This is a genomic window from Lysobacter sp. H23M47 (assembly GCF_015209765.1).
GTDB lineage: Bacteria > Pseudomonadota > Gammaproteobacteria > Xanthomonadales > Xanthomonadaceae > Novilysobacter > Novilysobacter avium.
In genome coordinates this window covers 2,620,632-2,646,145 of sequence record NZ_CP063658.1, presented here as the reverse complement: position 1 = coordinate 2,646,145, position 25,514 = coordinate 2,620,632, and the positions used below count along the sequence as shown (strand labels likewise).

General features: G+C 67.9%; 14 protein-coding genes and 1 riboswitch. All 14 genes read right to left on the bottom strand.

The window, feature by feature from the left end; genetic code table 11:
• Positions 1 to 14: 14 nt before the first annotated feature.
• Positions 15 to 917, bottom strand: coding sequence for a recombination-associated protein RdgC (locus INQ43_RS11935; protein ID WP_194036584.1), 903 nt, complete (start codon positions 915 to 917; stop codon positions 15 to 17).
• Between the two features lie 123 nt (positions 918 to 1,040).
• A complete protein-coding gene (locus tag INQ43_RS11930) occupies positions 1,041 to 1,973 on the bottom strand; it encodes an alpha/beta hydrolase (protein ID WP_194036583.1) in 933 nt (310 codons plus the stop codon).
• A gap of 28 nt (positions 1,974 to 2,001) precedes the next feature.
• Complete coding sequence (gene cfa / locus INQ43_RS11925; RefSeq protein ID WP_228062698.1) at positions 2,002 to 3,132, bottom strand: cyclopropane fatty acyl phospholipid synthase; 1,131 nt, start codon at positions 3,130 to 3,132, stop codon at positions 2,002 to 2,004.
• 220 nt (positions 3,133 to 3,352) lie between these two features.
• The gene (gene plsB, locus INQ43_RS11920) at positions 3,353 to 6,088 is read right to left on the bottom strand and encodes a glycerol-3-phosphate 1-O-acyltransferase PlsB (RefSeq protein WP_194036581.1); all 2,736 of its coding nucleotides are present in this window, start codon (positions 6,086 to 6,088) and stop codon (positions 3,353 to 3,355) included.
• Between the two features lie 29 nt (positions 6,089 to 6,117).
• A complete protein-coding gene (locus INQ43_RS11915) occupies positions 6,118 to 7,056 on the bottom strand; it encodes a hypothetical protein (protein WP_194036580.1) in 939 nt (312 codons plus the stop codon).
• Between the two features lie 111 nt (positions 7,057 to 7,167).
• Positions 7,168 to 8,073, bottom strand: a complete 906-nt coding sequence (locus INQ43_RS11910) for an HAD family acid phosphatase (RefSeq protein WP_194036579.1) — start codon at positions 8,071 to 8,073, stop codon at positions 7,168 to 7,170.
• A gap of 120 nt (positions 8,074 to 8,193) precedes the next feature.
• A complete protein-coding gene (locus tag INQ43_RS11905) occupies positions 8,194 to 10,050 on the bottom strand; it encodes a S8 family peptidase (RefSeq protein WP_194036578.1) in 1,857 nt (618 codons plus the stop codon).
• 148 nt (positions 10,051 to 10,198) lie between these two features.
• Complete coding sequence (locus INQ43_RS12950; protein WP_228062519.1) at positions 10,199 to 18,166, bottom strand: cell surface protein; 7,968 nt, start codon at positions 18,164 to 18,166, stop codon at positions 10,199 to 10,201.
• 573 nt (positions 18,167 to 18,739) lie between these two features.
• A complete protein-coding gene (gene metK / locus INQ43_RS11850; RefSeq protein ID WP_194036577.1) occupies positions 18,740 to 19,975 on the bottom strand; it encodes a methionine adenosyltransferase in 1,236 nt (411 codons plus the stop codon).
• Positions 19,976 to 20,096: 121 nt separating this feature from the next.
• Positions 20,097 to 21,095 carry a tRNA dihydrouridine synthase DusB gene (gene dusB / locus INQ43_RS11845; RefSeq protein ID WP_194036576.1) on the bottom strand — a complete coding sequence of 333 codons (999 nt, stop codon included), beginning with the start codon at positions 21,093 to 21,095 and terminating at the stop codon, positions 20,097 to 20,099.
• A gap of 44 nt (positions 21,096 to 21,139) precedes the next feature.
• Positions 21,140 to 22,108 (bottom strand): ribokinase, encoded by a 969-nt coding sequence (locus INQ43_RS11840; protein WP_194034460.1) that lies wholly within the window; start codon positions 22,106 to 22,108, stop codon positions 21,140 to 21,142.
• Between the two features lie 10 nt (positions 22,109 to 22,118).
• The gene (locus INQ43_RS11835; RefSeq protein ID WP_194036575.1) at positions 22,119 to 23,390 is read right to left on the bottom strand and encodes a nucleoside permease; all 1,272 of its coding nucleotides are present in this window, start codon (positions 23,388 to 23,390) and stop codon (positions 22,119 to 22,121) included.
• An 84-nt stretch (positions 23,391 to 23,474) separates the two neighbouring features.
• Positions 23,475 to 24,608, bottom strand: a complete 1,134-nt coding sequence (locus INQ43_RS11830) for a GGDEF domain-containing protein (RefSeq protein WP_194036574.1) — start codon at positions 24,606 to 24,608, stop codon at positions 23,475 to 23,477.
• 49 nt (positions 24,609 to 24,657) lie between these two features.
• Positions 24,658 to 25,236: a TMEM165/GDT1 family protein gene (locus tag INQ43_RS11825; protein ID WP_194036573.1), complete on the bottom strand. Its 579-nt coding sequence runs from the start codon at positions 25,234 to 25,236 to the stop codon at positions 24,658 to 24,660.
• A gap of 109 nt (positions 25,237 to 25,345) precedes the next feature.
• A riboswitch (yybP-ykoY riboswitch) is annotated at positions 25,346 to 25,446 on the bottom strand.
• Positions 25,447 to 25,514: the final 68 nt, after the last annotated feature.

The following is a 25,514-nucleotide window of genomic DNA, read 5'->3' as shown; positions in this document are numbered from 1 at the left end:
CTGCGCCCCGCGCCTCAGTCGGCCGCGCTGAGCTTGAAGGCCGACTGCAACACCGCGAACAGGCGCTTGACCTCCCCGCTCATGAGCGCGAAGCGGGCTTCCATCTCCGCGCGCACGTCGTCGTGGTCGGTGGACTCCAGCTGGTCCACCGCGCCATCGAGCAGCTTGAACTTGCGCACGATCAGGTCCTCGCCAAGCACGAAGGAGACGTGGTCATCCAGCGTCAGCGCCAGGCGGGTGACCTGCTTGCCCGTTTCCAGGTGCTTGGCGATCTCGTCGTTGTCCAGGTCCATGCGCTGCACCTTGACCACCGCGCCGTGCTCGGCCGGATCGCGCAGCTCGCACTCATCGCCGATGCCCAGCCCTTCGGGCAGCGGCTCGCCGGCGACCCAGCCGGTCAGGATCGAGCGCGGCGCGATCTCCGGGTTCAGCGGCATGGCCGGAAAGCTGCCCAGTGCGCGGCGGATCTCGGAGGCCACGTTCTCCGCGCTCTTGCGGCTGGAGCTGTCGACGACGAGGATGCCGTGCTCCAGGTCCAGCAATGCATCGGTGCGGCTGGGCTTGATGAAGGCGCGCGGCATCAGTTCGGTGATCAACTCGTCCTTGAGGCGCTTGCGGGTGCGGCCGCCGGGCTTGCGGCCCTCGGTCTGCTCGATCTCGTCCAGCTTGCGGGCCAGCATGTCGTTGACCACGGCGCCGGGCAGCAGGCGGTCCTCCCCGCCCACGGTCAGCCAGATCGCGTCGCCCTGGCGCTGCGAGAGCTCCTCGCCGTCGCGACCGATGGGCGAGACAAAGCCGCGCGATGACAGCTCCAGCGCGCCGACCGGCTTGAGCGCGCACTCCTGAAGGCCTGCATCCAGGTCATCGAGCTTGGTGGAGGTGGGGAAGCGGAACAGGGTCAGGTTGCGGAAAAACATGCGGGCGGAATCCAGGTTGGGCGTGCGGGTCTTGCGACTTCGGACCGGGCATTCTACCGGCCCGCCCTGCGGGAGATGCCGGCATCGGGCTGTGGGCATCCGGTCCGACCGGGTGGTGCAGGTTTACGGGGCGCCGCGTCTCTCCGGATCCGTCCAGTCTCCGCGGACACGTTCGACGAAATTCCGCATCGCGTCCTCGAACGCGGGGCTTGCCGTTGCGTCGTTGTGCGCCAAGCCCGGCACGACCAGAAGCTCCTTGTGTTCCTTTGCCAGCGGCGCCGCCTCGTACAGGGCCCCCGAAAACGCGGGCGGTGTCAGCGGGTCGAGTTCGCCAACGACAAGCAGCACCGGCTCATCGAGTTGGCGCGCGACCTCCAGATTGCCGCGCCCCGCCAGTTCCGGTGCAATATCCACCCGACGCACCAGGATCCGCTGCCACCACGGTTGTTGGCGCCGGGCATGTGCCACCCAGTCCTCGGTGGAGGTCACCGAGCTTTCCAGCACAAGCCCATCGAATGTTCTCGTGGCGGCCACGTGACCGGCCAGGAAGCTTCCCAGTGATTGACCGTGCACGATCAGCGGCAGGTGCGCCAGCGCCTGGTCCGCGCGCAGGTGGTCGTACACGATCAGCGCGTCTGCCATCAGCGCATCGATACCGGGTATTCCGGAGCTTGCTCCGTAGCCGCGATGGTCCACCAGCACCAGGTTGACCGGCAGGGCTGCGTAGCTGGCGGCGGTGCGGCCCCCCATCAGGCCGGTGCGATACGCGTTGCCGCCGAAATACAGGACGGTCGCCATCGCGTCGCGGCGGATCAGGCGCAGCACGTAGAGCTCCGCGTCGCCGGCAACACGAACGTGTTCCTCCACCGCGTCGAAGGACGGGAACTCGCTCTTCAGCTCGCTGATGGAGGGAGCCGGCGCAGGCATCGACCGCACCAGATCCTCTTCGCTGTACTCCAGTACGCACCCCGTCAGCCCGACCACCACCGAAAGCAGCAAAACGCGGCGCATGCGAGCGGCCCAGCGCAGGCGCGGGATCGGGATCGGTGCAGTCAAAGGCTGGCCGTGGCCCCGGATCACCTTCTCAGCTGAGCCGGCGATAGCCCCCCGCAACGCCCTCGGGCGAGAGCACCCACTGCCACAACTGCAGTTCCCGGGCCCGGAACGCGCCTGCGCAGGAAAGCAGGTAATAGCGCCATTTGCGCTGGAATGCGTCATCCAGTCGATCGGCGAAACGCGGCCAGGCGGCTTCGAAATTGGCGTGCCATGCCATCAACGTGCGGTCATAGTCGGCGCCGAAATTGTGCACGTCCTCGGCGATGAACAGGCCATCGATGGCGTCACCCATCTGGCCGATCGAGGGCGTCTCGCCGTTGGGGAAGATGTGCTTGTCGATCCAGCGATCCGGCGTGGCATCGCGTTCATTCTTGCCGATCGTGTGCAGCAGGAACAGGCCGTCGGAGGCCAGGCAGCGTTGCGCCACCTCCATGTACTCGCGGTGGTTCTTGTGGCCCACGTGCTCGAACATGCCGACGCTGACGATGCGGTCCACCCGGCCACCCAGGCTCCCGCCGTCCAGTTCGCGGTAGTCCTGGAGGCGGAATTCCATCGGCAGTCCGGCGTAGCGCTGCTGCGCGTAGCGCGTTTGCTCCGTGGACACGGTCACGCCGATGCATTGCACGCCGTAGCGCTCGGCCGCGTAGCCCATGAAGCTGCCCCAGCCGCAGCCGATGTCCAGCACGCGCATCCCCGGCTGCAGGCCAAGCTTGCGGCAGATCAGCTCGAGCTTGGCCTCCTGCGCGGACGCCAGATCGGTGGCGTCCTTCCAGTAGCCGCAGGAATACACCATGCGCGGGTCGAGCATGGCTTGGTAGAAATCGTTGCCCAAGTCGTAGTGGGCCTTGCCGACCTGCCAGGCCCGGGTGCGGTTCTGGCGGTTGAACATGCGTACCTGCAACGCGTGCCAGGCGATGCGGGCCGGATGGACTTCGCGATCCAGGTGCGCGCGCAACAGGCGCTCGAAGAAGACATCGAGTTGTTCGCAGTCCCAGGCGCCGGCCATGTAGGCCTCGCCCAGACCGAGGTTGCCTTCGGCCAGCGCGCGCTCGAGCGCGGCCGGGTCGTGCAACTGCATGTCCCACGGACGGTCGCCGTTGACGCGGATGTCGGCCTTGCCCAGCAGTCCCGCCACCAGCTGCTGTGGCGCGGTGTCCAGGACAGGGACGGCGGGCGCGGGACGCGGGCTGGTGGACTTGGGCTGGGCGTGGGGCGACGGAGCGGGCGATGAAGACATGGCGGCAACCTCGGTCAGGGGTCGCGTTGGATGCACTTCAACGACTGCTTCGGGCGTTCGGTTCGCGACTGTGCCGATCGCCACGTTTCATCCTAGCCCTGGGCGCGTCCGCCGGCAAAGCAGGTCGGCGGAAGTGCCGCACTCATTCGACGGCGCCGGCATCCTCTCCCGTGCGTGCTGCTTCAGGGCTCACCTTCTCGATGCTGTGGCGCAGTTCCCGGCCCAGGATGAAGCGTGCATCGCGCGCCCAGGCTTCCAGCGGCAGCTCGAACACGAGCTTGGCGTTCTCGTCCAGCCGGACCAGGCCCAGCTCACGCAGTTTCTGGATGAAGCCGCGGAACAGGGTCTTGTCGAAGAATTCCGGAGCCGCCGGCGCATACAGCAGGCTCAGCCGCTGCGCGGCCAGTTGGCAAAGGCTCTCCAGCTGGCCGGTGGACAGGGTGCCGCTGCCGTTCTTCACCAGCACCGAGATGGTGATGTAGTAGCGCTCGAAGGCCTGCTGCAGCGAATGGCCGATGGCGCGCAGGCGGAACACCTCGTCGGTCTGGCCGGCGTTGCGGGCCAGGATGCCGCCTTCCTCGTCGTTGACGCGCTCCAGCAGGCCTTCGCGCACGAACACATCGATGGTGCGGGTCAGGCGCTGGACGAACTCCTCCTCGCTCCATGGCAGGAACAGCTCGGTTTGCAGGAACGGGTAAACGCTGCGACCCAGTCGCAGGACGCTTTCCTGCGCCATCCGCCGGTTGTTCTGGAAACAGCAGGCGATCCACGAGGTCGCGGTGAACAGATGCACCACGTTGTTGCGGAAATAGCTCAGCAGGACCGCCTGGTCGCCGGCCACCAGCAACACGTCGCCCAGGGGATGCGCGGTGCGGGTCAGCACGCCGATGTCCTCGCCGTGGGCGATGATCTGGGGAGGCGTGTGCGGGGTCACGGTGACGCGGTCGGAGTAGGGCAGTTCGGCCAGCAGCGTCTTTGACAGGGCGATCTGGGCGAGCAGGTCGCCTTCGCCCATTGCGTGCTTGGGCGTGGAAAGCAGCGCCAGTGCCAGCAGGTTGATCGGGTTGACGTCGGCGGCGCGATTGACGTTGACCTGGATGCGCTGGGCCAGCGAGTCGACGGCGCCCGACAGCCAGGCCGGCTTCTCGTCGTCGCGCAGCGATTTGCCGTCCCATTCCGGTGCGTGCTCGGCCAGCACCTCGTCGAGCTTGATCGGCTCGCCGAAGTTGACCACCACCTGGCCGTAGTTGGAGCGCAGCACCTTCGGAATGCCGCCCAGCAACTGCCAGACCGACTCGCCTTTTTTCGGCTTCCCCGACAGCTCGTCCAGGTAGCTGTTGCCTTCCATCAGCTTCTCGTAGCCGATGTAGACCGGCTGGAAAAGCACCGGGCGGGTGGGCTGGCGCAGGAACGCGCGCACCGTCATCGATACCATTCCGCCCTTGGGCGGCAGCAGGCGGCCGGTGCGTGAGCGCCCGCCCTCGACGAAATACTCGATCGAGTAGCCGCCCGAGACCAGCTTGGCGACGTACTCGCTGAGCACGGTGGAGTACAGCGCGCTGCCGCGGATGCTGCGGCGGATGAAGAAGGCGCCGCCCTTGCGCAACAGCGTGCCGATGACCGGCAGGTTGAGGTTGATGCCGGCGACGATATGCGGCGGCACGATGCCGCGGGTGTAGAGCAGGTAGCTCAACAGCAGGTAATCCATGTGGCTGCGGTGGCAGGGCACATAGATCACCTCGTGGCCGGGCGCGGCCTGCTTGAGCGTGTCCAGATGGTGGACCAGCACGCCGCGGTAGATCCGGTTCCACACCGGTGTCAGCAGGAAGCTGGCCGAACGCACCACGGGGTGGGAGTAGTCCGCGGCGATTTCATAGGCGTAGCCATGTGCCTTCTTCCACGCCTCGGCGGGCGTGGAATTGTCGCGCCGCGCCTGGTCGGCAATCGCATCCTTGACCGAGTCGGTCGCCAATACCTTGTCCACCAGCAGGCGGCGGGTCGACAGGTCCGGCCCGATCACCGCGGCGCGGATGCGGCGGAAATGGGTTCGCAGCACGCGCGAAAGCTTGCGCACGGTGCGCTCGGCCGGCAGGTCCTCGGCAATGATCCCGCGCAGGCTTATCGGCGGGGCAAATCGCACGGTGGTGCTGCGGCCATTGAGCAGGATCGCCAGGAAACGGCGGAAGCGCCCCACCAGCGCCCAGTTTTCCGAGAACAGCACCGAGAACCAGCCACTGGTCTTGTCCGGGGCGCGGCCGACGAAGATCGACACGGGTACCAGTTGCACATCCAGCGCGGGGTCGTCGCGATGCGCGTCAAGCAGGCGTGCCAGCGAGGTGGAGTGGCTCTTGGAGGTGGGTTGCTGCGGGCTGAGAGGATGCTGCAAAGGTCCCAGCGCGCTTGCGTTGCGCCGCGACAGGGCGACGTAGGCGCGTTTGCGGCCCAGCGGGTCGCCCGGCAATGGCCGCAGAGGCGAAGGCAGGCCCTGGCGGCGACAGGCCTGGTCCAGGATCAGGGCGTTGGACATGCCGTAGTGCTCGATGACGTAGCACACGGGCTTCTCGCCCAGTTCCGGCGCATGGCTGAGCGGGTTCGCCGGCTCGACCGTGAGGGAAATCCACGGCGACAGCAGCCCTCCCAGCAGCCGCGCCCACCAAGGCCGGCGGCTGACGGCGCGTGGCACGGCAGGCGCGGGCGCGTCCCCGGCGTCCACCGACACGGAATCGCCACCCAGGGTTGCACCCGGTTCGAACGCGCTGGTGGCCTCGCCGGGAGCTTGGTCGCCGGACCCGTCGCTGCGGGTCATCGCCGCGTCGTCGGGAGCCGGTTGATCCTCCGGAGAGAAGGGCAGGGGGGGCTGGTTTGGCATCGGCGCCATTATGCCGGTTCGCTGGCCGCGACCGCGTTTCAGTGCGGCAGCGGCTTGGACAGGGCCTCGCGCCCTGCCGGTGTCGCTGCCGGAGACGGGGCCACAGCCTGTGCCTCGGCGTGGCGAAGCAGGTTGCTCAGGTACCAGCGCCCATCGCGGCGCTCGAGGAGGATTTGCGCGTCCACCGCTTCCCCAGCCAGGGTGTAATCTAGGCGGACCTTCGCGGTGTCACCGGTTTGTTCGATCAGGCGGGCCTGGGCGCCGTCCAGGGTGGCATCGATATCCAGGCCATACGGATCCAGGACGACCTTCAGCCGGGACAGGAATGGGCCCAGGCGGGTCAGGCTGCGTTGCATGCCGGCCTGGCGCAGCGCGCCGGGCTGCCCAAGTCCCGTCAGGCGCGCGGCAGCGACCAGCTGCGGCACGGCGACTTTCGCCAGTGACGGATCGGCAAGCGGGGCATTTTTTCCCCAGTTGCTGAGCGCGACGATCAACTGCACGTAGTGTTCGCGCTCAACGTCGCTGTAGCTGCTGCTGCGCTGCACGTACTGCGCGGCGAACAACCCCAGCGTCGAAGCCGCAGTGCGCAGTTCGCGGTCGGCACCAGAGAACTGGCGACGGAAGGCGGCCAGCAGGGTCTTCTCAGCCTCGGGTTCGGCCAGGGTAGTGATGAAACCAGGCAGTTGCTCGCTCAGAGGCAGTCCCGACAGCGGCCAGGTCGTGCGGCCTTCCGACCATGCCATTGCAACCTCCTGGTGGAGCTTGGGCGGCAGCGCGTGTTCGGCGTAAGCCACCAGGTCGTTGTCGCGCAGGTCCTTGACGAGTTGATTGACCGCTGCCACGGGCGTGTCGCCGGTGGATGCGACGGATGCTCGTTCCGGATTGCGGTTGCAGCCGCTGGCAATGATGGCGGCGGCGAGTACGATCGCCGCCGTATAGTGCGCGGGCGCGAAAACACTGCGTCGAATCAGGGTCATGGGTTGCGGCTCCCCAGTCGCAATCGGCCATCTTGGGTGTGCGTGGCGTCGGCCACAAGCCAAGCCAGTCGCGGAATGGCTGATTGAGCTGCTGCGGCGAGCGACGCTGGATCAGTCGCGCGCATCCAGTGCACGTTGTTTGGCCGCACGTTGCACAGCGGGGGGCAGGCTCCAATCGTTGTCGAACAGAGCCGGTTGCCAGTCGCCGTAACTTGGGTTGGCCAGCATCCACCAGCGCTCGCCGAACCAGCTGCCATGCCGATTCATGAGCGCGGCGCGGTTCTCGGCGGTGTTGGGACGCGGCTGGACGAAATCGCCGAGTTGGTCACCAAACTGCATCAGAACCCGGTACTTGCGGCTCACCCACTGGCGACGGCAATGCTTCTCGCTGCCCGAGGACTGCTGGCAGCCCTCGACCGGCATGCCCTTGCCCAGGTACACCGACTCGTCGGCCACCGGGAAGCCAAGCGCGCGCAGGTTGGCCAGGCTGGCCGCGCGCTGGTCGAGGGTGCGGTTGGAAAGGTAGATCACGGTGATGCCGCGTGCATCCGCGGCCTGGGCGAACTCCACGGACCCGGGTACCGGGCGCGCGCTCTGCTCGGCGACCCATTGCGCCCAGGTCGCGTCGTCGTAGGCGAGCCCGGAGCGGATCAGCCGGACCTGGTAGGGCGAGTTGTCCAGTACCGTCTCGTCGATGTCGACCACCACCGCCGGCTCAAGGCCGATGGCGGGAACGACGCGGTCTTCCGGCACCAGCGCATCCCACTGCGGATCGGCCAGGGCGGCATCCAACTGCGCGAGTGCGGCGCGGTAGGTCTGGATCGAATTGGCCCGGTATTCGGCCGAGGTCTGCATCCAGGTGACGGCGTGCAGGTTGTCATCGGCGGCCGGCGTCGTGATGGCCGCACTGCCGGTGGATCCCGGAGTTTTTCCGACCGGTACGGTGGCGATGTGCTGGCAGCCGGAGAGCAGGAACAGCGCACCCAGGACGGGGAATGCAGGCAGGTGGCGGCGCATGGAACAGGCTCCCCATCGATGAAGGTCATGGAAGTGTAGCCGAGCACGCGTGCCGGCTTTCCGGGCACAAAAAAACCCCGGCCGGAGCCGGGGTCCTGTTCTACATGTGGCGCTTGTGGATCAGTTCGCGCGCGCCTGGATGGTCATGCCGTTGTAGCTGCCCGTCACGAGGATGTAATACGTGGTGGCTTGCGGGTTGCGCACGCGCACGGTCTCGTTGTTGCCCGGACGCGTCGACTTGTAGTCATACGCGTCTGCCGAAGGTGCTTCGTCGGCGCTGACATAGACACTGGCGTTGCCGGTGCCGCCGTAGGTCATCAGGTTGAACAGGTTCGTGCCCGCGGGAACTTCGAAGCTGAAGAGCGTCTCCGTGCCCGAGGTACCCGACAGGTTGCCAACCGGAACCATGTTGGTCAGCTCGATCGCGTCAGGTGCGCACTCTTCTACGTCGGGGTCACACGGGACCTCCATCGCCTTGGCCAGAGCGGCCGGGGCGTCCAGCAACCCGCTGCCGATCGGCTTGTCGGGCGTGGCCGGGAACGCACGTGCGCTCTGGACCAGGATCGCTTCGAGCTCCGCCGGGGTCTTGGGCGCCCCACCAGCGGCTACGACCGCGCTCTGCACCAGTGCGGCAACGCCGGCCACGTGCGGCGACGCCATCGAGGTGCCTGCCATGCCCATGTAGCTGGGCTCGCCTTCCTCCGGTGAAGTATCGGAGTTGTTGGCTGCCTGCCACACATAGCCGTTCGGGTTGCCGTCCGCGCCGCCACCGCCGCCCGGGGCGGTCAGGTCGATCTTGGCGCCGAAGTTGGAGTAGGAAGCGCGGCCACCGGTGATCCGGCCGGCGGCGACGGAAATCACGCTGTCGCAGCTGGCAGGACTGAAGTTGGCCACTTCCGAGTTGCTGTTGCCCGCGGCAACCACGACGGTGGTGCCCAGGGCGACGGCCTGGTTGATCGCCGTCTGGCTGATCGATTTGCACGAGCCCGATCCGCCCAGGCTCATGTTGATGATCTCGGCCGGATTGGGGTTGGTCGGGACGCCGGGCACTTCGCCACCCGCCGCCCAGACAATGGCGTCGGCGATATCGGAGGTGTAGCCGCCGCAGCGACCCAGGGCGCGGATCGGAAGGACCTTGGCGTTGTGGGCGATACCCGCCATGCCAACGCCGTTGTTGGTCAGCTCGGCCACCGTGCCGGCGACGTGCGTGCCGTGGAAAGAACTTCCACTCACCTGGCACTGGGCAGCATCGTCGTTCCAGTCGCCGTAGTCATGCGCACCGGGCGCACGATCGTCGGTTCCACGACGGGATACGAACGCGTCCGTGATGAAGTCGTAGCCAAACAGCATGTTCGCGTTCATGTCGGGATGGTCGACGATGCCGGTGTCGATCACCGCGACGACCACGCCCTCGCCAGTGGAGACGTCCCAGGCCGACGGCGCGCGGATGCCGCCCGCATTGTCCTGCAGGTGCCAGTTGTACTGCGCGTAATACGGGTCATTGGGAGTCAGCTGCGGCTGCACGTCGGTCTTGATGCGCGCCGTGCCGGTGTGCTGCATCAGCTCGTCGATCTCCACCGAGACGACAGCCGGATCGGCCTTCAGTTCGCGCACCAGGGTGTTGAGTTCGGCCACACCCAGCTTGCGGTCCAGACGGATCAGGTCGGCGCCGACAGCGAGCTTGCGCATCAGCATCGCCGAGGGCGCCTTGCTGCCGGTGCGCGCCGAAGCGGTCGTCATGGAACGGCTGCGCGCAGCCGCGTTGTTGACGGTGCGCAACTTGACGGATTTGGGGGCCGCGGCGTCGCGGTAGGTGACGATCAATCGCGCGCCCGGAGCGGCGGCGGGGGCGGCACTGGGGGCCTCACGGGTCTCCAGCTTGGTCGGACTGGCGGCCATCGCTGCGGGGGCGGCGAGGGTGACGGCAACCGCGGTGGCGAGCAGGCTGATGCGGAACGATGGGTTCTTGCGAGTCATCTGGTTCTTCCTGGTTGTGGTGTTTGTCAGGTGTTGCACGAAGCGGTGCTTGGAACAGTTGCAGGATCAGGAGCAAAGATTTGAAACACGAGCGGCAATCACAAAATCAGAGGTTGGCGTCGCGGGCCGGAACCCGCGACGCCACCGCTTACCAGCCGAAACCGACACCGGCGCCGACAGAGGTGTCGTCACCGCTCATCGCACCGCCAAAGGTGACCGTGGCGCGGTCAGACAGGGCCCGCTGGTAACCCAGCGACAGGGCGGCCTGGCCCCCCTGCACGCCCACGCCCACGCCCACCCGGTTCTGGGTGCGCACGCCGGCGGCGCTGGTGGCCATATTCAGCATCGCCGCGCTCATCGCGCCCATCTGGTCGAAGCGCTTGTCGACCTCGTAGAAGCGATCGTTCACTTCACCGCGGAGCATGTTGAAGTCGTCCGTGATGACGGTCATGCGCTGGTCGGTGTACGCCTTGGCCGAGTTCAGCGCGTTGGTCGTGCTGGTGTCGGTGTAGTTGTACGACGCGTTCAGCGTCTGCGTGGCGGTGGTGTCGGTGTAGCTGCGCGATGCATCCAGCGTCGCAGCACTGGCGGCCTGCATCTGGCCGACATTGGCGGCATCGTTGGCCTGGGTGCCCGCAGCGACGTTCGTGACCCGGCGCTGATTGGTGGCCGAGCCTACCGAGACCGTGTTGGCTTCGTCGGCGACCGATTCCTGGCCGAGGGCAACCGCGCCCTGCGCCGTCACCGAGGCTCGCTGGCCCAGGGCCGCGCCGCCACTCGCGGTGACATCCGTATCCGCACCGATGGCCACCGCATTGCTCGCGGCGGCATCCACGTTGCTGTTGTTGCCCAGCGCGGTGCTGTTGGCAGCGCCGACGATCGCGTGGTTGCCGATCGCCGTGTCGTTCTCGTCGACGGCGATGCTGCCTTCCCCGATGGCCAGTCCCGTCCCCTCGCCCCGGAACAGATCACTGTCCTGCCCGGCAACACCCTGTGGCCCTTGAGGGCCCTGCGGACCCTGTGGGCCGGTATCGCCAACGATGCTGTCGCCCTTGGGACCCTGCGGACCGGTCGGTCCGATGGGGCCATTAGGCCCGGTGGGACCGGTGGGACCCGTCGGTCCGGTCGGCCCCTGGGGACCCTGTGGGCCGGTATCGCCAACGATGCTGTCGCCCTTGGGACCCTGCGGACCGGTCGGTCCAGTGGGACCCGACGGCCCCGTCGGGCCGTCCGCACCCTGCGGTCCCGTCGGCCCGGTCGGGCCGATCGGGCCCTGTGGGCCCTGTGGGCCTGCCGGCCCCTGCGGTCCGGTGAAGTTGTCAACGCTGTTTTGCAGCGAGGTCAAGCGGCCATCCACGGCGGAGAAGGCATCTCCCACGTTGCCGTAGGTAGTGCCCTGGATCATATAGCTGGGTGCGCTGAACACGCCGCCGGAGAACCCGGCGCCGCCGCCCAAGGCGCTGGCCATGGCTCCCATCTGCGCCATATTGGCCGCGTCCGTGTCCATGCTGCCAGCGGCGACATTGGTGATCTGCCGCTCGTTGCCGCTGCTGCCAACCGAGACCGTATCGGCACGGTCCGCGTAGGAGCCGGCGCCCAGCGCGACACTGCCGTCGGCTTCGGCAAGGCTGTCGGAACCCAGTGCAGTGGCGTCCTCACCCTCGGCCTCGGCGGCACTGCCGAGCGCGGTGCTGTTGTAGCCGGTGGCGGCGGACAAAGCGCCCACCGCGGTGGTGAAGTCGCCACTGGCTTCGGCGAATGCTCCGACCGCTGCGGATGCCAGTCCACTCGCGATGGATTCCGCACCGACTGCCGTGGCGACGTCGCCGCTGGCCTCGGCAAGGAAGCCCGCTGCTACCGACTCAACGCCGCTGGCGTAGGATTCCGCACCCAAGGCGGTTGCAGCGTCGCCGCTGGCTGCGCTGTAGAAGCCCGAGGCGGTGGATTCAACGCCCGATGCCTCGCTCAGTGCGCCGGTTGCCACACTGCCATCGCCGTTGGCGACGGAACCCGCTCCCGTTGCCGTGGCGAGGTAGCCTGACGCTTCGCTTTCCGAGCCGGTCGCGGTTGCGAGCTCGCCGGACGCGCTGCTGTAGGCGCCGGTTGCCGTGGCAGCTTCGCCCGCCGCGGCACTGCCGGCACCGTAGGCGCTGGCTCCGTCGGTTGCGGCAACGGCGTTGAAGCCGCTCGCAGTGGCTTGATCACCCAGCGCGGTGGCGCCGGAGCCCATCGCGCTGGCACCTTCGCCGATCGCAGTGCTGCTGGCGCCCAGTGCGACCGTGTAGTCACCCTCGGCCAGGGCATCACTGCCGGCAGCGACCGCATCTTCGCCATCGACGACGGCCTCGCCTTCACCGCTAGCCTTGAACAGGCGACTGGTTTCGTCGGCAACACCGGCGATGGCATTGAGCTGGGCCAGGTTCACCGCATCGTTGTCCTCGGTACCGGCAGCGACGTTGGTGATCTGGCGCTCGTTGCCCACATCGCCCACCGAGACGGAGTTCTCCCGGTCGGCGTACGAGTCGGCACCCAGGGCGACGCTGTTGTCGGCGGTGGCCATCGCCGCGTTGCCCAGTGCCGTGGTGCTGTAGCCCGGTGCCCAGGCGCCGCCGCCGACGGCAGTGGAGTAATCACCCGATGCCTCGGAGGCAAGGATTCCAAACAGGGCCCCACCGACGGCGACACTGTTGGTGCCGCTGGCGATGCTGGCGCTGCCCACCGCGGTGCTGTCGGCACCGCTGGCGGATGCCGTGGCGCCCACCGCAGTGGCGTAGTCGCTGCTGGCCTCTGCGCCGTAGCCGATGGCCGAGGAGAGGAAGCTGTTCGCGCTGGAATACCCACCGATCGCGCTGCTGCCGTCGCCGGTAGCCTCGCTACGGAAGCCGTTGGCGGTGCTTTGCAGGCCCGAGGCGACGGCCTCGCTGCCGCTGGCGGTGGCGTAGGCACCCGATGCGTCGGCGCCTGCGCCCAGCGCCGTGGCGCCGGTCTCGGACGCGTTGGCACCGGCACCCATCGCGGTGCTGTCGTCCGCGGCGGCCACCGTGTTGGTGTAGACGGGGTTGCCGTCGCCATCCAGGACTGGATTGCCGTCGTCATCCAGCACGGCGCGGCGTCCGCCGACCGCCACGCTGGAGTTTCCGCTCGCCTCACTGTTGCTGCCGCTGGCGATGCTGTCGTTGCCCATGGCGGACGCGTTATAGCCGCTGGCGGTGGCGTAGTCGCCGCCGGCCACTGCGCCGCTGCCGAACGCGGAGGCGCCTTCGCCGAACGCGCTGCTGCTGGAGCCAACCGCGGTGGCGTAGTCGGCGCCGGCGTAGGCATTGCTCCCTGCCGCAACCGCGTCCTCACCGTCGACGATGGCTTCGCCTTCGCCGCTGGCCTTGAACAGGCGGTTGGTCTCGTCGGCGACACCGGCCACCTCGTTGAGCTGGTCCAGGTTCACCGCATCGGTGCCCTCGGTACCGGCGGCGACGTTGGTGATCTGGCGCTCGCCGCCGACTTCGCCCACGGAGACGCTGTTTTCGCGATCGGCCACCGAGCCGGCACCGAGCGCGACGCTGTTGGCTGCATCGGCGTAGGCGCCGTAGCCTAGCGCGGTGGAGTCGTCTTCCGCGGCCCAGGATGCGGCGCCCACGGCGGTGGAGCCGGCGCCATCGGCGCTGCTCATCCAGCCCAGCGAAGTGCTCTCATCGCCGCTGGCCCATGCGCCGTTACCGAACGCGGCACTGCCATCGCCGGTGGCTTCGGTGGCGATGAATCCGTAGGCGGTACCGCCTACGGCGGTGCCTTCCAGGCCGGAAGCGTCGGCCGATTCGCCGACGGCAGTGCTGCTCGCGCCCGCCGCGGCGGCGCCGACGCCGACGGCGGTGGCGTAGTCACCGGAAGCATCGGTGCCGTAACCAATTGCCGAGGACAGGAAGCCCGAGGCGCTGGAGTAGCCACCGATCGCGCTGCTGCCGTCACCGCTGGCCTCGCTGCGGAAGCCGTTGGCGGTCGCCTGGCCGCCGGAGGCGACCGCTTCGGTGCCGCTGGCGGTGGCGTAGGCACCCGATGCGTCGGCGCCTGCGCCCAGCGCCGTGGCGCCGGTCTCGGACGCGTTCGCACCTGCACCGATCGCGGTGCTGTCGTCGGCCGATGCCACGGTGTTGGTGTAGAGGGGATTCCCATCGCCATCGAGCACCGGGTTGCCATCGTCATCCATCACCGCGCGGCGTCCGCCGACCGCCACGCTGGAGTTGCCGGTGGCTTGGCTGCTGCTGCCGCTGGCGATGCTGTCCGTGCCGCTCGCGGTTGCGTTGTAGCCGCTGGCGGTGGCGTAATCGCCGGATGCAAATGCGCCGCTCCCGAACGCAGAGGCACCCTCGCCAAAGGCGCTGCTGCTGGAGCCGACCGCGGTGGCGTAGTCGGCGCCGGCGTAGGCGTCACTGCCCGCCGCCACCGCGTCCTCGCCGTCAACGGTCGCTTCAAGCTCACCGCTGGCCTTGAAGTACTTGTTGGTTTCCGTGGCGACTCCGGCAACCTCATTGAGCTGAGCCAGGTTCACCGCATCGTTGTCCTCGGTACCGGCAGCGACGTTGGTGATCTGGCGCTCGTTGCCCACATCGCCCACCGAGACGGAGTTCTCCCGGTCGGCGTACGAGTCGGCACCCAGGGCGACGCTGTTGTCGGCGGTGGCCATCGCCGCGTTGCCCAGTGCCGTGGTGCTGTAGCCCGGTGCCCAGGCGCCGCCGCCGACGGCAGTGGAGTAATCACCCGATGCCTCGGAGGCAAGGATTCCGAACAGGGCCCCACCCACGGCGACACTGTTGGTGCCGCTGGCGATGCTGGCGCTGCCCACCGCGGTGCTGTCGGCACCGCTGGCGGATGCCGTGGCGCCCACCGCAGTGGCGTAGTCGCTGCTGGCCTCTGCGCCGTAGCCGATGGCCGAGGAGAGGAAGCTGTTCGCGCTGGAATACCCACCGATCGCGCTGCTGCCGTCGCCGGTAGCCTCGCTACGGAAGCCGATGGCGGTGCTTTGCAGGCCGGATGCGACCGCTTCGGTGCCGCTGGCGGTGGCGTAGGCACCCGATGCGTCGGCGCCTGCGCCCAGCGCCGTGGCGCCGGTCTCGGACGCGTTGGCACCGGCACCCATCGCGGTGCTGTCGTCCGCGGCGGCCACCGTGTTGGTGTAGACGGGGTTGCCGTCGCCATCCAGGACTGGATTGCCGTCGTCATCCAGCACGGCGCGGCGTCCGCCGACCGCCACGCTGGAGTTTCCGCTCGCCTCACTGTTACTGCCGCTGGCGATGCTGTCGTTGCCCATGGCGGACGCGTTATAGCCGCTGGCGGTGGCGTAGTCGCCGCCGGCCACTGCGCCGCTGCCGAACGCGGAGGCGCCTTCGCCGAACGCGCTGCTGCTGGAGCCAACCGCGGTGGCGTAGTCGGCGCCGGCGTAGGCATCGCTGCCTGCCGCGACCGCGTCCTCCCCATCCACCATCGCTTCACCGTCACCGCTGGCCTTGAACAGGCGGTTGGTCTCGTCGGCGACACCGGCCACCTCGTTGAGCTGGTCCAGGTTCACCGCATCGGTGCCCTCGGTACCGGCGGCGACGTTGGTGATCTGGCGCTCGCCGCCGACCTCACCCACGGACACGCTGTTTTCGCGATCGGCCACCGAACCGGCACCGAGCGCGACGCTGTTGGCTGCATCGGCGTAGGCGCCGTAGCCCAGCGCGGTGGAGTCGTCTTCCGCGGCCCAGGATGCGGCGCCCACGGCGGTGGAGCCGGCGCCATCGGCGCTGCTCATCCAGCCCAGCGAGGTGCTCTCATCGCCGCTGGCCCATGCGCCGTTACCGAACGCGGCGCTGCCGTCGCCGGTGGCTTCGGTGGCGAAGAACCCGTAAGCGGTACCGCCCACGGCGGTGCTTTCCAGGCCGGAAGCATCGGCCGATTCACCGACGGCAGTGCTGCTCGCGCCCGCGGCCGCAGCGCCCACGCCCACAGCGGTGGCGTAGTCACCGGAAGCATCGGTGCCGTAACCAATTGCCGAGGACAGGAAGCCCGAGGCGCTGGAGTAGCCACCGATCGCGCTGCTGCCGTCGCCGCCGGCCTCGCTGCGGAAGCCGTTGGCGGTCGCCTGGCCGCCGGAGGCGACCGCTTCGGTGCCGCTGGCGGTGGCGTAGGCACCGGAGGCTTCTGCATCCGCGCCCATCGCGGTGCTGCCGACTTCAAGCGCGGCCGCGCCGGAGCCGACGGCGGTGCTGTCCTCGCCAAGTGCCAGCGAGTTGTAGCCCGCGGCAGTGGCACCGTTCGCAATGGCGTTGGCGCCGGCACCGAAGGCGGAAGCGCCATCGCCGATAGCATTGGCGGCTTCGCCGGCGGCGGTGGCGTCATCTCCATCCGCGTAGGAGCCAGCATCGCTGTCGTCGCTGCCGGTCGCCTTGAAGTATTTGTTCGTCTCGTCCGCAACGGCCGCAACCGCGTCGAGCTGGTCCAGGTTCACCGCATCGGTGCCCTCGGTACCGGCGGCGACGTTGGTGATCTGGCGCTCGCCGCCGACCTCACCCACGGACACGCTGTTTTCGCGATCGGCCACCGAACCGGCACCGAGCGCAACGCTGTTGGCTGCATCGGCGTTGGCGCCGTAGCCCAGTGCAGTGGAGTCGTCCTCGGAAGCCCAGGATGCGGCGCCCACGGCGGTGGAGCCGGCGCCATCGGCGCTGCTCATCCAGCCCAGCGAAGTGCTCTCATCGCCGCTGGCCCAGGCGCCATTACCAAACGCCGCGCTGCCGTCGCCTGCTGCCTCGGTGGCGAAGAACCCGTAAGCGGTACCGCCCACGGCGGTGCTTTCCAGGCCGGAAGCCTCGGCCGATTCGCCGACGGCAGTGCTGCTCGCCCCGGCTGCGGCGGCGCCGACGCCGACGGCGGTGGCGTAGTCACCCGAAGCGTCGGTGCTGTAACCGATCGCCGAGGAAAGGAAGCCCGTGGCGCTGGAATAGCCGCCGATCGCGCTGCTGCCATCGCCGTCCGCTTCGCTGCGGAAGCCGTTGGCGGTCGCCTGGCCGCCGGAGGCGACCGCTTCGGTGCCGCTGGCGGTCGCATAGGCGCCGGAAGCCTGCGCATCCGCGCCCATCGCGGTGCTGCCGACCTCAAGCGCAGCCGCGCCGGAGCCGACGGCGGTGCTGTCGTCACCCGCTGCCTGGCTGCCACTGCCGCTGGCAAGGCTGTCGGTGCCGGTGGCGGTGGCGTTGTAGCCGCTGGCGGTGGCGTAATCCCCGGATGCGAATGCGCCGCTGCCGAAAGCAGAGGCACCTTCACCAAACGCGCTGCTGCTGGCGCCCACGGCAGTGGCGTAGTCGGCGCCGGCATAAGCGTTGCTGCCTGCGGCAACCGCGTCCTCGCCATCCACGATCGCCTCGCTGTCGCCGGTGGCCTTGAAGTGCCGGTCGGTTTCTTCCGCGACCGCAGCCACCGCGTCCAACTGATCCAGGTTCACCGCGTCGGTGCCTTCGGTACCAGCGGCGACGTTGGTGATCTGGCGCTCGTTGCCGGCAGATCCGACAGACACGGTATTTGCACGATCCGCCAGGGAGTTGGCTCCCAATGCGACGCTGTTGTCCGCAGTGGCTTCGGCCAGATACCCGACCGCCGTGGATTCATCTCCGCCAGCGTAACTGCCACTGCCGACCGCGCTGCTGCCCGCGCCTTCGGCGTAGGCCGAATCGCCGGTGGCGATCGAGTCGCTGCCACTGGCTTCCGCCGATGCGCCGACTGCCGTGGCGCCCTTTGAGCTTGCCGTGGCGTTGGCACCCAGTGCCGTTGCAGAAGCGCGCGATGCGCTCGCGTTGTTTCCTACCGCAGTCGCCTCTTTGCCCGTCGCGCTGCTGTAGGCGCCAATGGCCGTGGCGCCCTTGCGGCTGGCGACGCTGCCCTCGCCGCAGGCAAGAGCCTCGGCGCCGTTGGCGACCGAGCCGTTCGCCGGATCGGTGGTCTTGCAGGTTTCCGCGGCCATGACCCCGGCCGAGCTCATCGCCAGGACGGTGGCGAGAGCGACGTAGAGCGGGGCGCGGCGGGTAAGTGAGTGGCGGTTGGAGTTGGCGGATGCAACGGCGCTGTTGGGTGTCTTAGAGACGGGCATGGATGATCTTCTCTCGTTGGGGCATCAGGTTCTCGGAGCCCGCGCTCACCGCGGTGGCCCCCCGTAAACTCTGCCTCCCGGATCGCAGGTCGGACGATTGCGTCTGTCCAATCGTCAGTCACACCACACGCCCGATGTCCTTGGTTGGCATCAAGCATGGGATGCGATCAGGAGGCACGTGATCGTTATCCCACTGACCACGTCGGCTATAGCGATAGCATAAAAATGACTGTGTGGTGAACAGCAAAATCGCCGGGTTTCCGTGCGTTCCTCCAGGTAAATCGCCGCGACATGCATGGCCAAAGGGCTCGCGCACATTGGTCCGGACACGATGCTGCAGTGCGTCAGTATGTGACGTCGACTGTCACTTGCCGCAAAGTGCGCGAAATTGAGATGCCGGTCACTTCCCGCCCCGCTCCTCGCTGCACAGGCGCTGCCGGCAGCGATCCCGGACAGTACGGATACGTCTGGATCGCCAGGCATCGCGGGAGTCTTCGGGTTCATCGGACATAAAAAAACGGACCGCAGTGCGGTCCGTTTTCGTGTCGACGTCCTGATTGAACTGACGCGCTGCTACTTCAGATTGCCAGCCTTGCGCAGGTCTTCAGCCCGATCGGTCTTCTCCCAGGAGAACGCGGTCGCCTCGTGCTCGGCCCCATCGGAGTCCCTGTACTTGACCACCTTGGGCTTGCGACCGAAGTGGCCGTAGGCAGCGGTGGACTGGTAGACCGGATGGATCAGGTCGAGCATCTTGACGATGCCGTACGGGCGCAGGTCGAAGTGCTTGCGGATCAGCAGCTCGATCTTGTCGTCGCTGAGCTTGCCGGTACCGAAGGTCGTCACCGAAATCGAGGTCGGCTCGGCCACGCCGATGGCATACGACAACTGCACTTCGCACTTGTCGGCCAGTCCGGCAGCGACGATGTTCTTGGCCACGTAGCGTGCCGCATACGCCGCCGAGCGATCAACCTTGGACGGGTCCTTGCCCGAGAACGCACCGCCGCCGTGACGGGCCATGCCGCCGTATGTATCGACGATGATCTTGCGCCCGGTCAGGCCGCAGTCGCCCACCGGGCCGCCGATCACGAAGATGCCGGTCGGGTTGATGTGGATCTTGTTCTTGGGCAGCGTGTCCAGCCACTCCTTGGGCAGGACCGGCTTGAGGATATGCTCGCGCACGGCCTCGATAAGATCCTTCTGCTTGATGCCCGGGTCGTGCTGGGTCGAGAGCACCACCGCATCCAGGCCGGCGATCTGGCCCGCATTGTCGTAGCGCAGGGTGACCTGGCTCTTTGCGTCGGGGCGCAGCCAGGGCATCGGGGAGTTGCGCTTCTTGCGCATCTTCGCCTGTTGCTCGACCAGCCGGTGGCTGTAATAGATCGGCGCAGGCATGAACTCGGGCGCCTCGTTGCACGCGTAGCCGAACATCAGGCCCTGGTCGCCGGCACCTTGCTCCTCAGGCTTCTTCAGCTTCTTGTCGTTGCCATCCACCCCCGCGGCGATGTCCAGCGATTGCTTGCCGATCAGGTTGAGGACGCCGCAGGTCGCGCCGTCAAAACCGACTTCCGAGCTGTTGTAGCCGATGTCGACGATGACCTTGCGGGTCAGCTCCTCCAGATCGATCCAGGCCGAGGTAGTGATCTCGCCGGCGACAATCGCCACGCCCGTCTTGACCATGGTCTCGCAGGCCACGCGGGCGCGCTTGTCCTGGGTCAGGATCGCATCGAGCACCGCATCGGAAATCTGGTCGGCGACTTTGTCCGGGTGGCCTTCGGAGACCGACTCGGAGGTAAAAAGGTAGCTGGACATCAGGGCTATATCCTTGCATTCGGATAGAGGGATGGGTGCGAATCATACAGGCATCGCCGTAGAGGCGCACCAGCTCCGGGCGAGGGTTTGCCCGCCGTTAATGCCAGTCAATGTGCACGGCTCACGCGGCTGCACAAAGTTCCGGTGGCACGCCTGCAATCAGCGCATCGAAGTAGTCGCGGGTCAGCCGTAGCTGGAGCTCGGCGCTCTCGGCGCGGTTGACCACGGCGCGGAAGGCCACGTTTTCCGGGTGATCCTTGGCGTACCAGCCCAGGTGCTTGCGCGCGATGCGCACGCCGGAGCGCTCCCCATAGAAGGCGTGCAGATCGTGCAGGTGCTCCAGCAGCACGTCGCGCACCTCGCCCAGGCCCGGCGACGGCAGCAGCTCGCCGCATGCCAGGTAGTGGGCGATCTCGCGCAGGATCCACGGCCGACCCTGCGCGGCGCGGCCGACGAGCACCGCGTCGCAGCCGGTGTAGTCCAGCACGTGCGCGGCCTTGAGCGGTGAGTCGATGTCGCCGTTGGCCATGACCGGGATCGACAGCGCCGCCTTGACCTCGGCAATCGTGTCGTACTCGGCCAGCCCCTTGTATTGCTGATCGCGGGTGCGCCCGTGCACCGCCAGCGCGGCGATGCCGGCCGACTCGGCGATGCGGGCGATCTCCAGCGCGTTGCGGTGGTCGGCCGCCCAGCCGGTGCGGATCTTCAGGGTCACCGGCACGTTAACAGCGCTGACCACGGCCTCGAGGATCGCCGCCACCAGCGCCGGCTCGCGCATCAGCGCCGAGCCGGCCCACGTGTTGCAGACCTTCTTCGCCGGGCAGCCCATGTTGATGTCGATGATCTGCGCGCCCTGGTCGACGTTGTGGCGCGCCGCGTCGGCCATTACCGCCGGCACGGTGCCGGCGATCTGCACGCTGATCGGCGCCGGCTCACCGGCGTGGTCCATCCGGTGCAGCGACTTGCTGGTCGTCCAGAAACGCGGATCCGAGGTGGTCATCTCCGACACGCACAGCCCCGCGCCCAGCCGCTTGCACAGCACCCGGAACGGCTTGTCGGTGACCCCGGCCATCGGTGCCAGGATCACTTTGGGGTCGATCGTGTAAGCGCCGATCTGCATCGCGCCATTCTACCGCTGCGCCGAAGGTCGGCCTTGCGCCGAAGTCAGTCCGCCGGTGGCGACTGCCGGGGCATGGCCGCCGCTGCGCCGCGCCGTTCGGTGGCGCGGCCTGCGTACGCTGTCGCGAAGGCGACATGGCGCGAAAACGCGCGCGCCGGGAACTGCGCCATCGACGCGACCAGTGCGCCGTTGAACGCATCGCCCGCGCCGGTGGTGTCGATCGCCTTCGCCGGCGAGGCGGCGACGCGGTAATGCGCGTCGTCGTCGCCGCGGCACTGATCCTCCGGGTGGGAGACGAAACAGCCCGCCGCGCCCAGGGTGATGACCACGCTGCCGGCGGGCAGCAGGGCGCGGCAATACCGGTGCAACTGCGCATCATCCAGCGCGGCGACCGCATCGGCGGCAAGTTGCCTACCCTGCTGGCGCTGCAGTTGCGCGCAGAACTCGGTCTCGTTGGGGGTAATGACGTCGCTCAATGCCAGCAGCGCGGCGCTTGGGACAGCGTCCGCCGGCGCCGGGTTAAGCACCGTTGTAGCGCCGGCATCGCGGGCGAGGCGGAATCCGGCTTCCACCGCCGCGGCGGGTGATTCCAGCTGGGCGATCACCACCGCCGCGCCCTCCAGCGCCGTTGACTGCTCCCCGATGAAGTCGGCGTCCAGCGAGGCGTTCGCGCCCGCGCCGATGACAATGGTATTGCGGCCGTGCGCGTCGACGTAGATGCCGGCCGTGCCGGTGGGCGCATCGCTGGCCTGCACGTGCAGCGCGATCTCGTCCGCATCGGCCAGTTCGCGTGCTACCTGGCCGCCCGCGTCGGATCCCAGCGAGCACACGAACGCGGTGGCGGCGCCGGCCCGCGCGCAGGCGGTGGCCTGGTTGAAGCCCTTGCCGCCCGGCCCGGTGTGGTACTCGCCGACCAGCGTCTGGCCGACCTGTGGCAACGCGGGCAGCGCCCACACGTGGTCGATGTTGAACGACCCGATCACCACCACCTGCGCGGGCACGGCCGTGTCCATCGCGGCGTCCTCAGACACCGAGACGGGCGGCAGCGCGCTCGGCCGCCGGGCCGCGGGTGTGCCTGTGCTTGAACAGCGGGACGAACAGCGCCGCAAGGCTCAGCGAGTACAACGCGAACGTCATCCAGATGCCGTGCCAGTTCTTGCTCTGGTCGGGATAGGTGAAGAAGTGCTCGATGATGTAGCCGCTGAGCACGCTGCCCAGCACGGCGCCGAAGCCGTTGGTCATCATCATGAAAAGGCCCTGCGCGCTGGCGCGGATCTTCGGATCGCTCTGGCTCTCCACGAACAGCGAGCCGGAAATGTTGAAGAAGTCGAAGGCCATGCCATAGACGATGCACGACAGCACGATCATCCACAGGCCCGGGCCCGGATCGCCGTAGGCGAACAGCCCGAAGCGCAGGAACCAGGCCAGCATGCTCATCGTCATCACCGCCTTGATCCCGAATCGCTTCAGGAAAAACGGGATGGTCAGGATGAACAGCGCCTCGGAGGCCTGCGAGATCGACATGATGATGGCCGGGTAGCGCACCGCCAGCAGGCCGGAAAAGCGCTCATCGTTGGCGAAGTCGTGCAGGAAGGTGTCGCCGTAGGCGTTGGTCAGCTGCAGCGCCGCGCCCAGCAGCATCGCGAAGACGAAGAACACCGCCATGTTGCGGTCGCGGAACAGGCGGAACGAGGTCAGCCCCAGCACGTCGATCAGGCTGCGCTTCTCACCCTTGCCCAGCTTGGGCGGACACTTGGGCAGGGTGAAGGCGTACAGGCCCAGCACCAGCGACGCACCCGCGGCGACGTAGAACTGCGCGGCCGATTGCTCCAGCTGCAGCAGGCTGACCGTCCACAGCGCGACGATGAAACCGATCGTCCCCCAGACCCGGATCGGCGGGTAGTCGTTGACCACGTCGCGGCCCTCGACGATCAGCGCGTTGTAGGCCACCGTGATCGCCAGCGCGATGGTCGGCATATAGAACAGCATGCACAGCAGCATCACCCAGAACATCGACTGTGGATTGTCCACCTGTGGCAGGTAAAACAGCACCGCCGCGCCGCACAGATGGAGGATGCCGTACAGGCGCTCGGCGTTGATCCACTTGTCGGCGACGATGCCCATCAGCGAGGGCATGAACAGCGACGCGATGCCCATGGTCGAGAAGATCGCGCCAAAGCCGGTGCCCGACCAGCCCTTGTTCTGGAACCAGTAGGCGCCGATGGTCAGCAGCCACGAGCCCCAGATGAAGAATTGCAGAAAGTTCAGCAGGATCAGTCGGAGTTTCAGGCTCACCGGTTCTCTTCCTCGGGGTGCGCGGCGGCGTCGCGCGGCAATCGGGCAGCGTAGTGGCAATCGGCGACGTAGTGAAGCGCCCGCTCAGTCGTCGCGGACGACCACGCGGTTGCGTCCCTTGCGCTTGGCGATCTTCAGGCGGCGGTCGGCGCGACCCAGCAGATGCGAGGTGTCGCGTCCGTCTTGCGGGCTTGCCGCGATACCCGCGCTCAGCGTCACCCGGATCGGTTCGTCGTTGACCGTGCCCGGATCGAACGGGTGGGCGGCCACCCGCCGCCGCAGCGCCTCCATGCGCTCCCAGGCCGCGCCCACCGGCAGCGGCATCACCACGACCAGCTCCTGGCCGCCGAGGCGGACCAGCCACTCGTCTTCCTCCAGCCCATCCTGGAGGACGCGGGCAAGGTGGCACAGCACGCGGTCACCCATGCGATGGCCAACCTCGGCATTGATCGCCTTGAAGTTGTCCAGGTCGATCAGCGCCAGGCTCAGGCTGAGGCCCTGGTCGTGCGCGGCTTCGAGCAGCCGCGGCATGCGGTGCATCAACCAGGTCCGGTTGGGCAGGCGGGTCAGGCCGTCGATGCCGGACATGTGCACCAGGCGCTGCATGCGATAGACGATGGTGGCCGTGAGCGCGGTGGTGAGGGCCAGCAGGATCAGGCGCTGGATCTGGGTGGCCCGGGTGACCGCGCCGTATTCGGGCGAGACCAACTGCTCCGGTGAGGCGATCGCAAACACGGCCGCGTTGAGCGCGCCGTACTGCAGCAGCGCCAGGAGGCCGGCAAACAGGGTGATGCGGCCGTCGCTGCGCAGCGCGGTCATCAGGATCGCCAGCACGTACAGGCACCAGACCACCATCGAATTGAGCGCTGCCGAGAGATGCTGCGACCCGAGCAAGGCCAGCACCGAGGTGGTGGCCGTGACATCAAAGGCTGCGGTGGCAAACGGCAGCCAGCGGTAGTGCCGGGAGCGGTGGGCGAGAAGCAACCACAACATCGCAAAGACGTTGACGACGATGGCGGCACCGAAGCCGATCAGGCTCTCGCCCTTCTCGCCGCCAGCCAGTGTGTTGGCCAGCGGCAGCAGCAGGAGGGAAGCGGTCAATACCAGCCGCAGACGCGCGACCAGCAACTCACCCGACGCGCCGGCGGCGAGCATGATCTCGTCCGGCCGCGAAAGCACCGTGCCCACCATCGCGCCGATACTGCGGTTGCCATCCATCGCGCTTCCCCCGGCCTGAAGGGTGAGGATAGCGCGCGCCGCGTCGTGTTCAGCCGAGGCCGCGCAGTGCCACCCACAACCCGATCAACAGGAACACCGCCGCGGCTGTCCTGCGCGCGGCGGTCAACGGCAAGCGGTTGGCAAAGCGGCTGCCGAGCAGCACCACCGGAACATTCGCCAGCAGCATGCCCAACGTGGTGCCGACCACCACTTCCCACAGCGGCACGTATCTGGCGGCGAGCAGCACCGTGGCGATCTGGGTCTTGTCACCGATCTCGGCGATGAAGAACGCCACCGTGCTGGCCATGAAGGCGCTGCGCGTGGCAATCGGGGTGTCCTCGTCCAGGGTGTCGGGCTTCAGGGTCCACAGCGCCACCAGGATGAAGCTGGCGGCGACCACCCAGCGCAGCACGTCCGGCTGCAGCCAGACGGCTACCGCGCTGCCGGCCCAGGCGGCTACGGCATGGTTGAGCACCGTCGCCACGGCGATGCCGGCGATGATCGGCCACGGCCGGCGGAATCGCGCGGCCAGCAGCAGGGCCAGCAGTTGGGTCTTGTCGCCGATTTCCGCCAAGGCAACGGTGGCGGTGGAAATCAGTGCGGTCGAAAACGGAAGCGCATCAATCATGGATTCTGCAAGGGGCCGGGCGGCGAGGCGAAAGCAGGCCGCGCGGCCCGGCCCCGATGGCCGGTGGCCAGCATGGGTTGTTCGCGCAAACCTGCCTTCGGTCTCGCTCAGCCTGCGCGACTGGGCGCGGGCCGCATGCACCATGGCCGGCGGGCCAAGTATGTTGATGCGTGCTTCTGCGCAGTGCGCAGACGAGCTACTCCCCGGAGGAACAGCGCGGACAGTCTAGCCGGCAAGCGGGAATGCAGCGAGCCCACCGCGGTTGGCGATGCCGGCGC

What these genes read in the sequence shown, in the direction of transcription:
- INQ43_RS11935 (WP_194036584.1), bottom strand. Translation starts at nt 917, where the DNA reads ATGTTTTTCCGCAACCTGACCCTGTTCCGCTTCCCCACCTCCACCAAG.
- plsB (WP_194036581.1), bottom strand. Translation starts at nt 6,088, where the DNA reads ATGGCGCCGATGCCAAACCAGCCCCCCCTGCCCTTCTCTCCGGAGGAT.
- INQ43_RS11915 (WP_194036580.1), bottom strand. Translation starts at nt 7,056, where the DNA reads ATGACCCTGATTCGACGCAGTGTTTTCGCGCCCGCGCACTATACGGCG.
- INQ43_RS11910 (WP_194036579.1), bottom strand. Translation starts at nt 8,073, where the DNA reads ATGCGCCGCCACCTGCCTGCATTCCCCGTCCTGGGTGCGCTGTTCCTG.
- INQ43_RS11905 (WP_194036578.1), bottom strand. Translation starts at nt 10,050, where the DNA reads ATGACTCGCAAGAACCCATCGTTCCGCATCAGCCTGCTCGCCACCGCG.
- INQ43_RS12950 (WP_228062519.1), bottom strand. Translation starts at nt 18,166, where the DNA reads ATGCCCGTCTCTAAGACACCCAACAGCGCCGTTGCATCCGCCAACTCC.
- metK (WP_194036577.1), bottom strand. Translation starts at nt 19,975, where the DNA reads ATGTCCAGCTACCTTTTTACCTCCGAGTCGGTCTCCGAAGGCCACCCG.
- dusB (WP_194036576.1), bottom strand. Translation starts at nt 21,095, where the DNA reads ATGCAGATCGGCGCTTACACGATCGACCCCAAAGTGATCCTGGCACCG.
- INQ43_RS11840 (WP_194034460.1), bottom strand. Translation starts at nt 22,108, where the DNA reads ATGGACACGGCCGTGCCCGCGCAGGTGGTGGTGATCGGGTCGTTCAAC.
- INQ43_RS11830 (WP_194036574.1), bottom strand. Translation starts at nt 24,608, where the DNA reads ATGGATGGCAACCGCAGTATCGGCGCGATGGTGGGCACGGTGCTTTCG.
- INQ43_RS11825 (WP_194036573.1), bottom strand. Translation starts at nt 25,236, where the DNA reads ATGATTGATGCGCTTCCGTTTTCGACCGCACTGATTTCCACCGCCACC.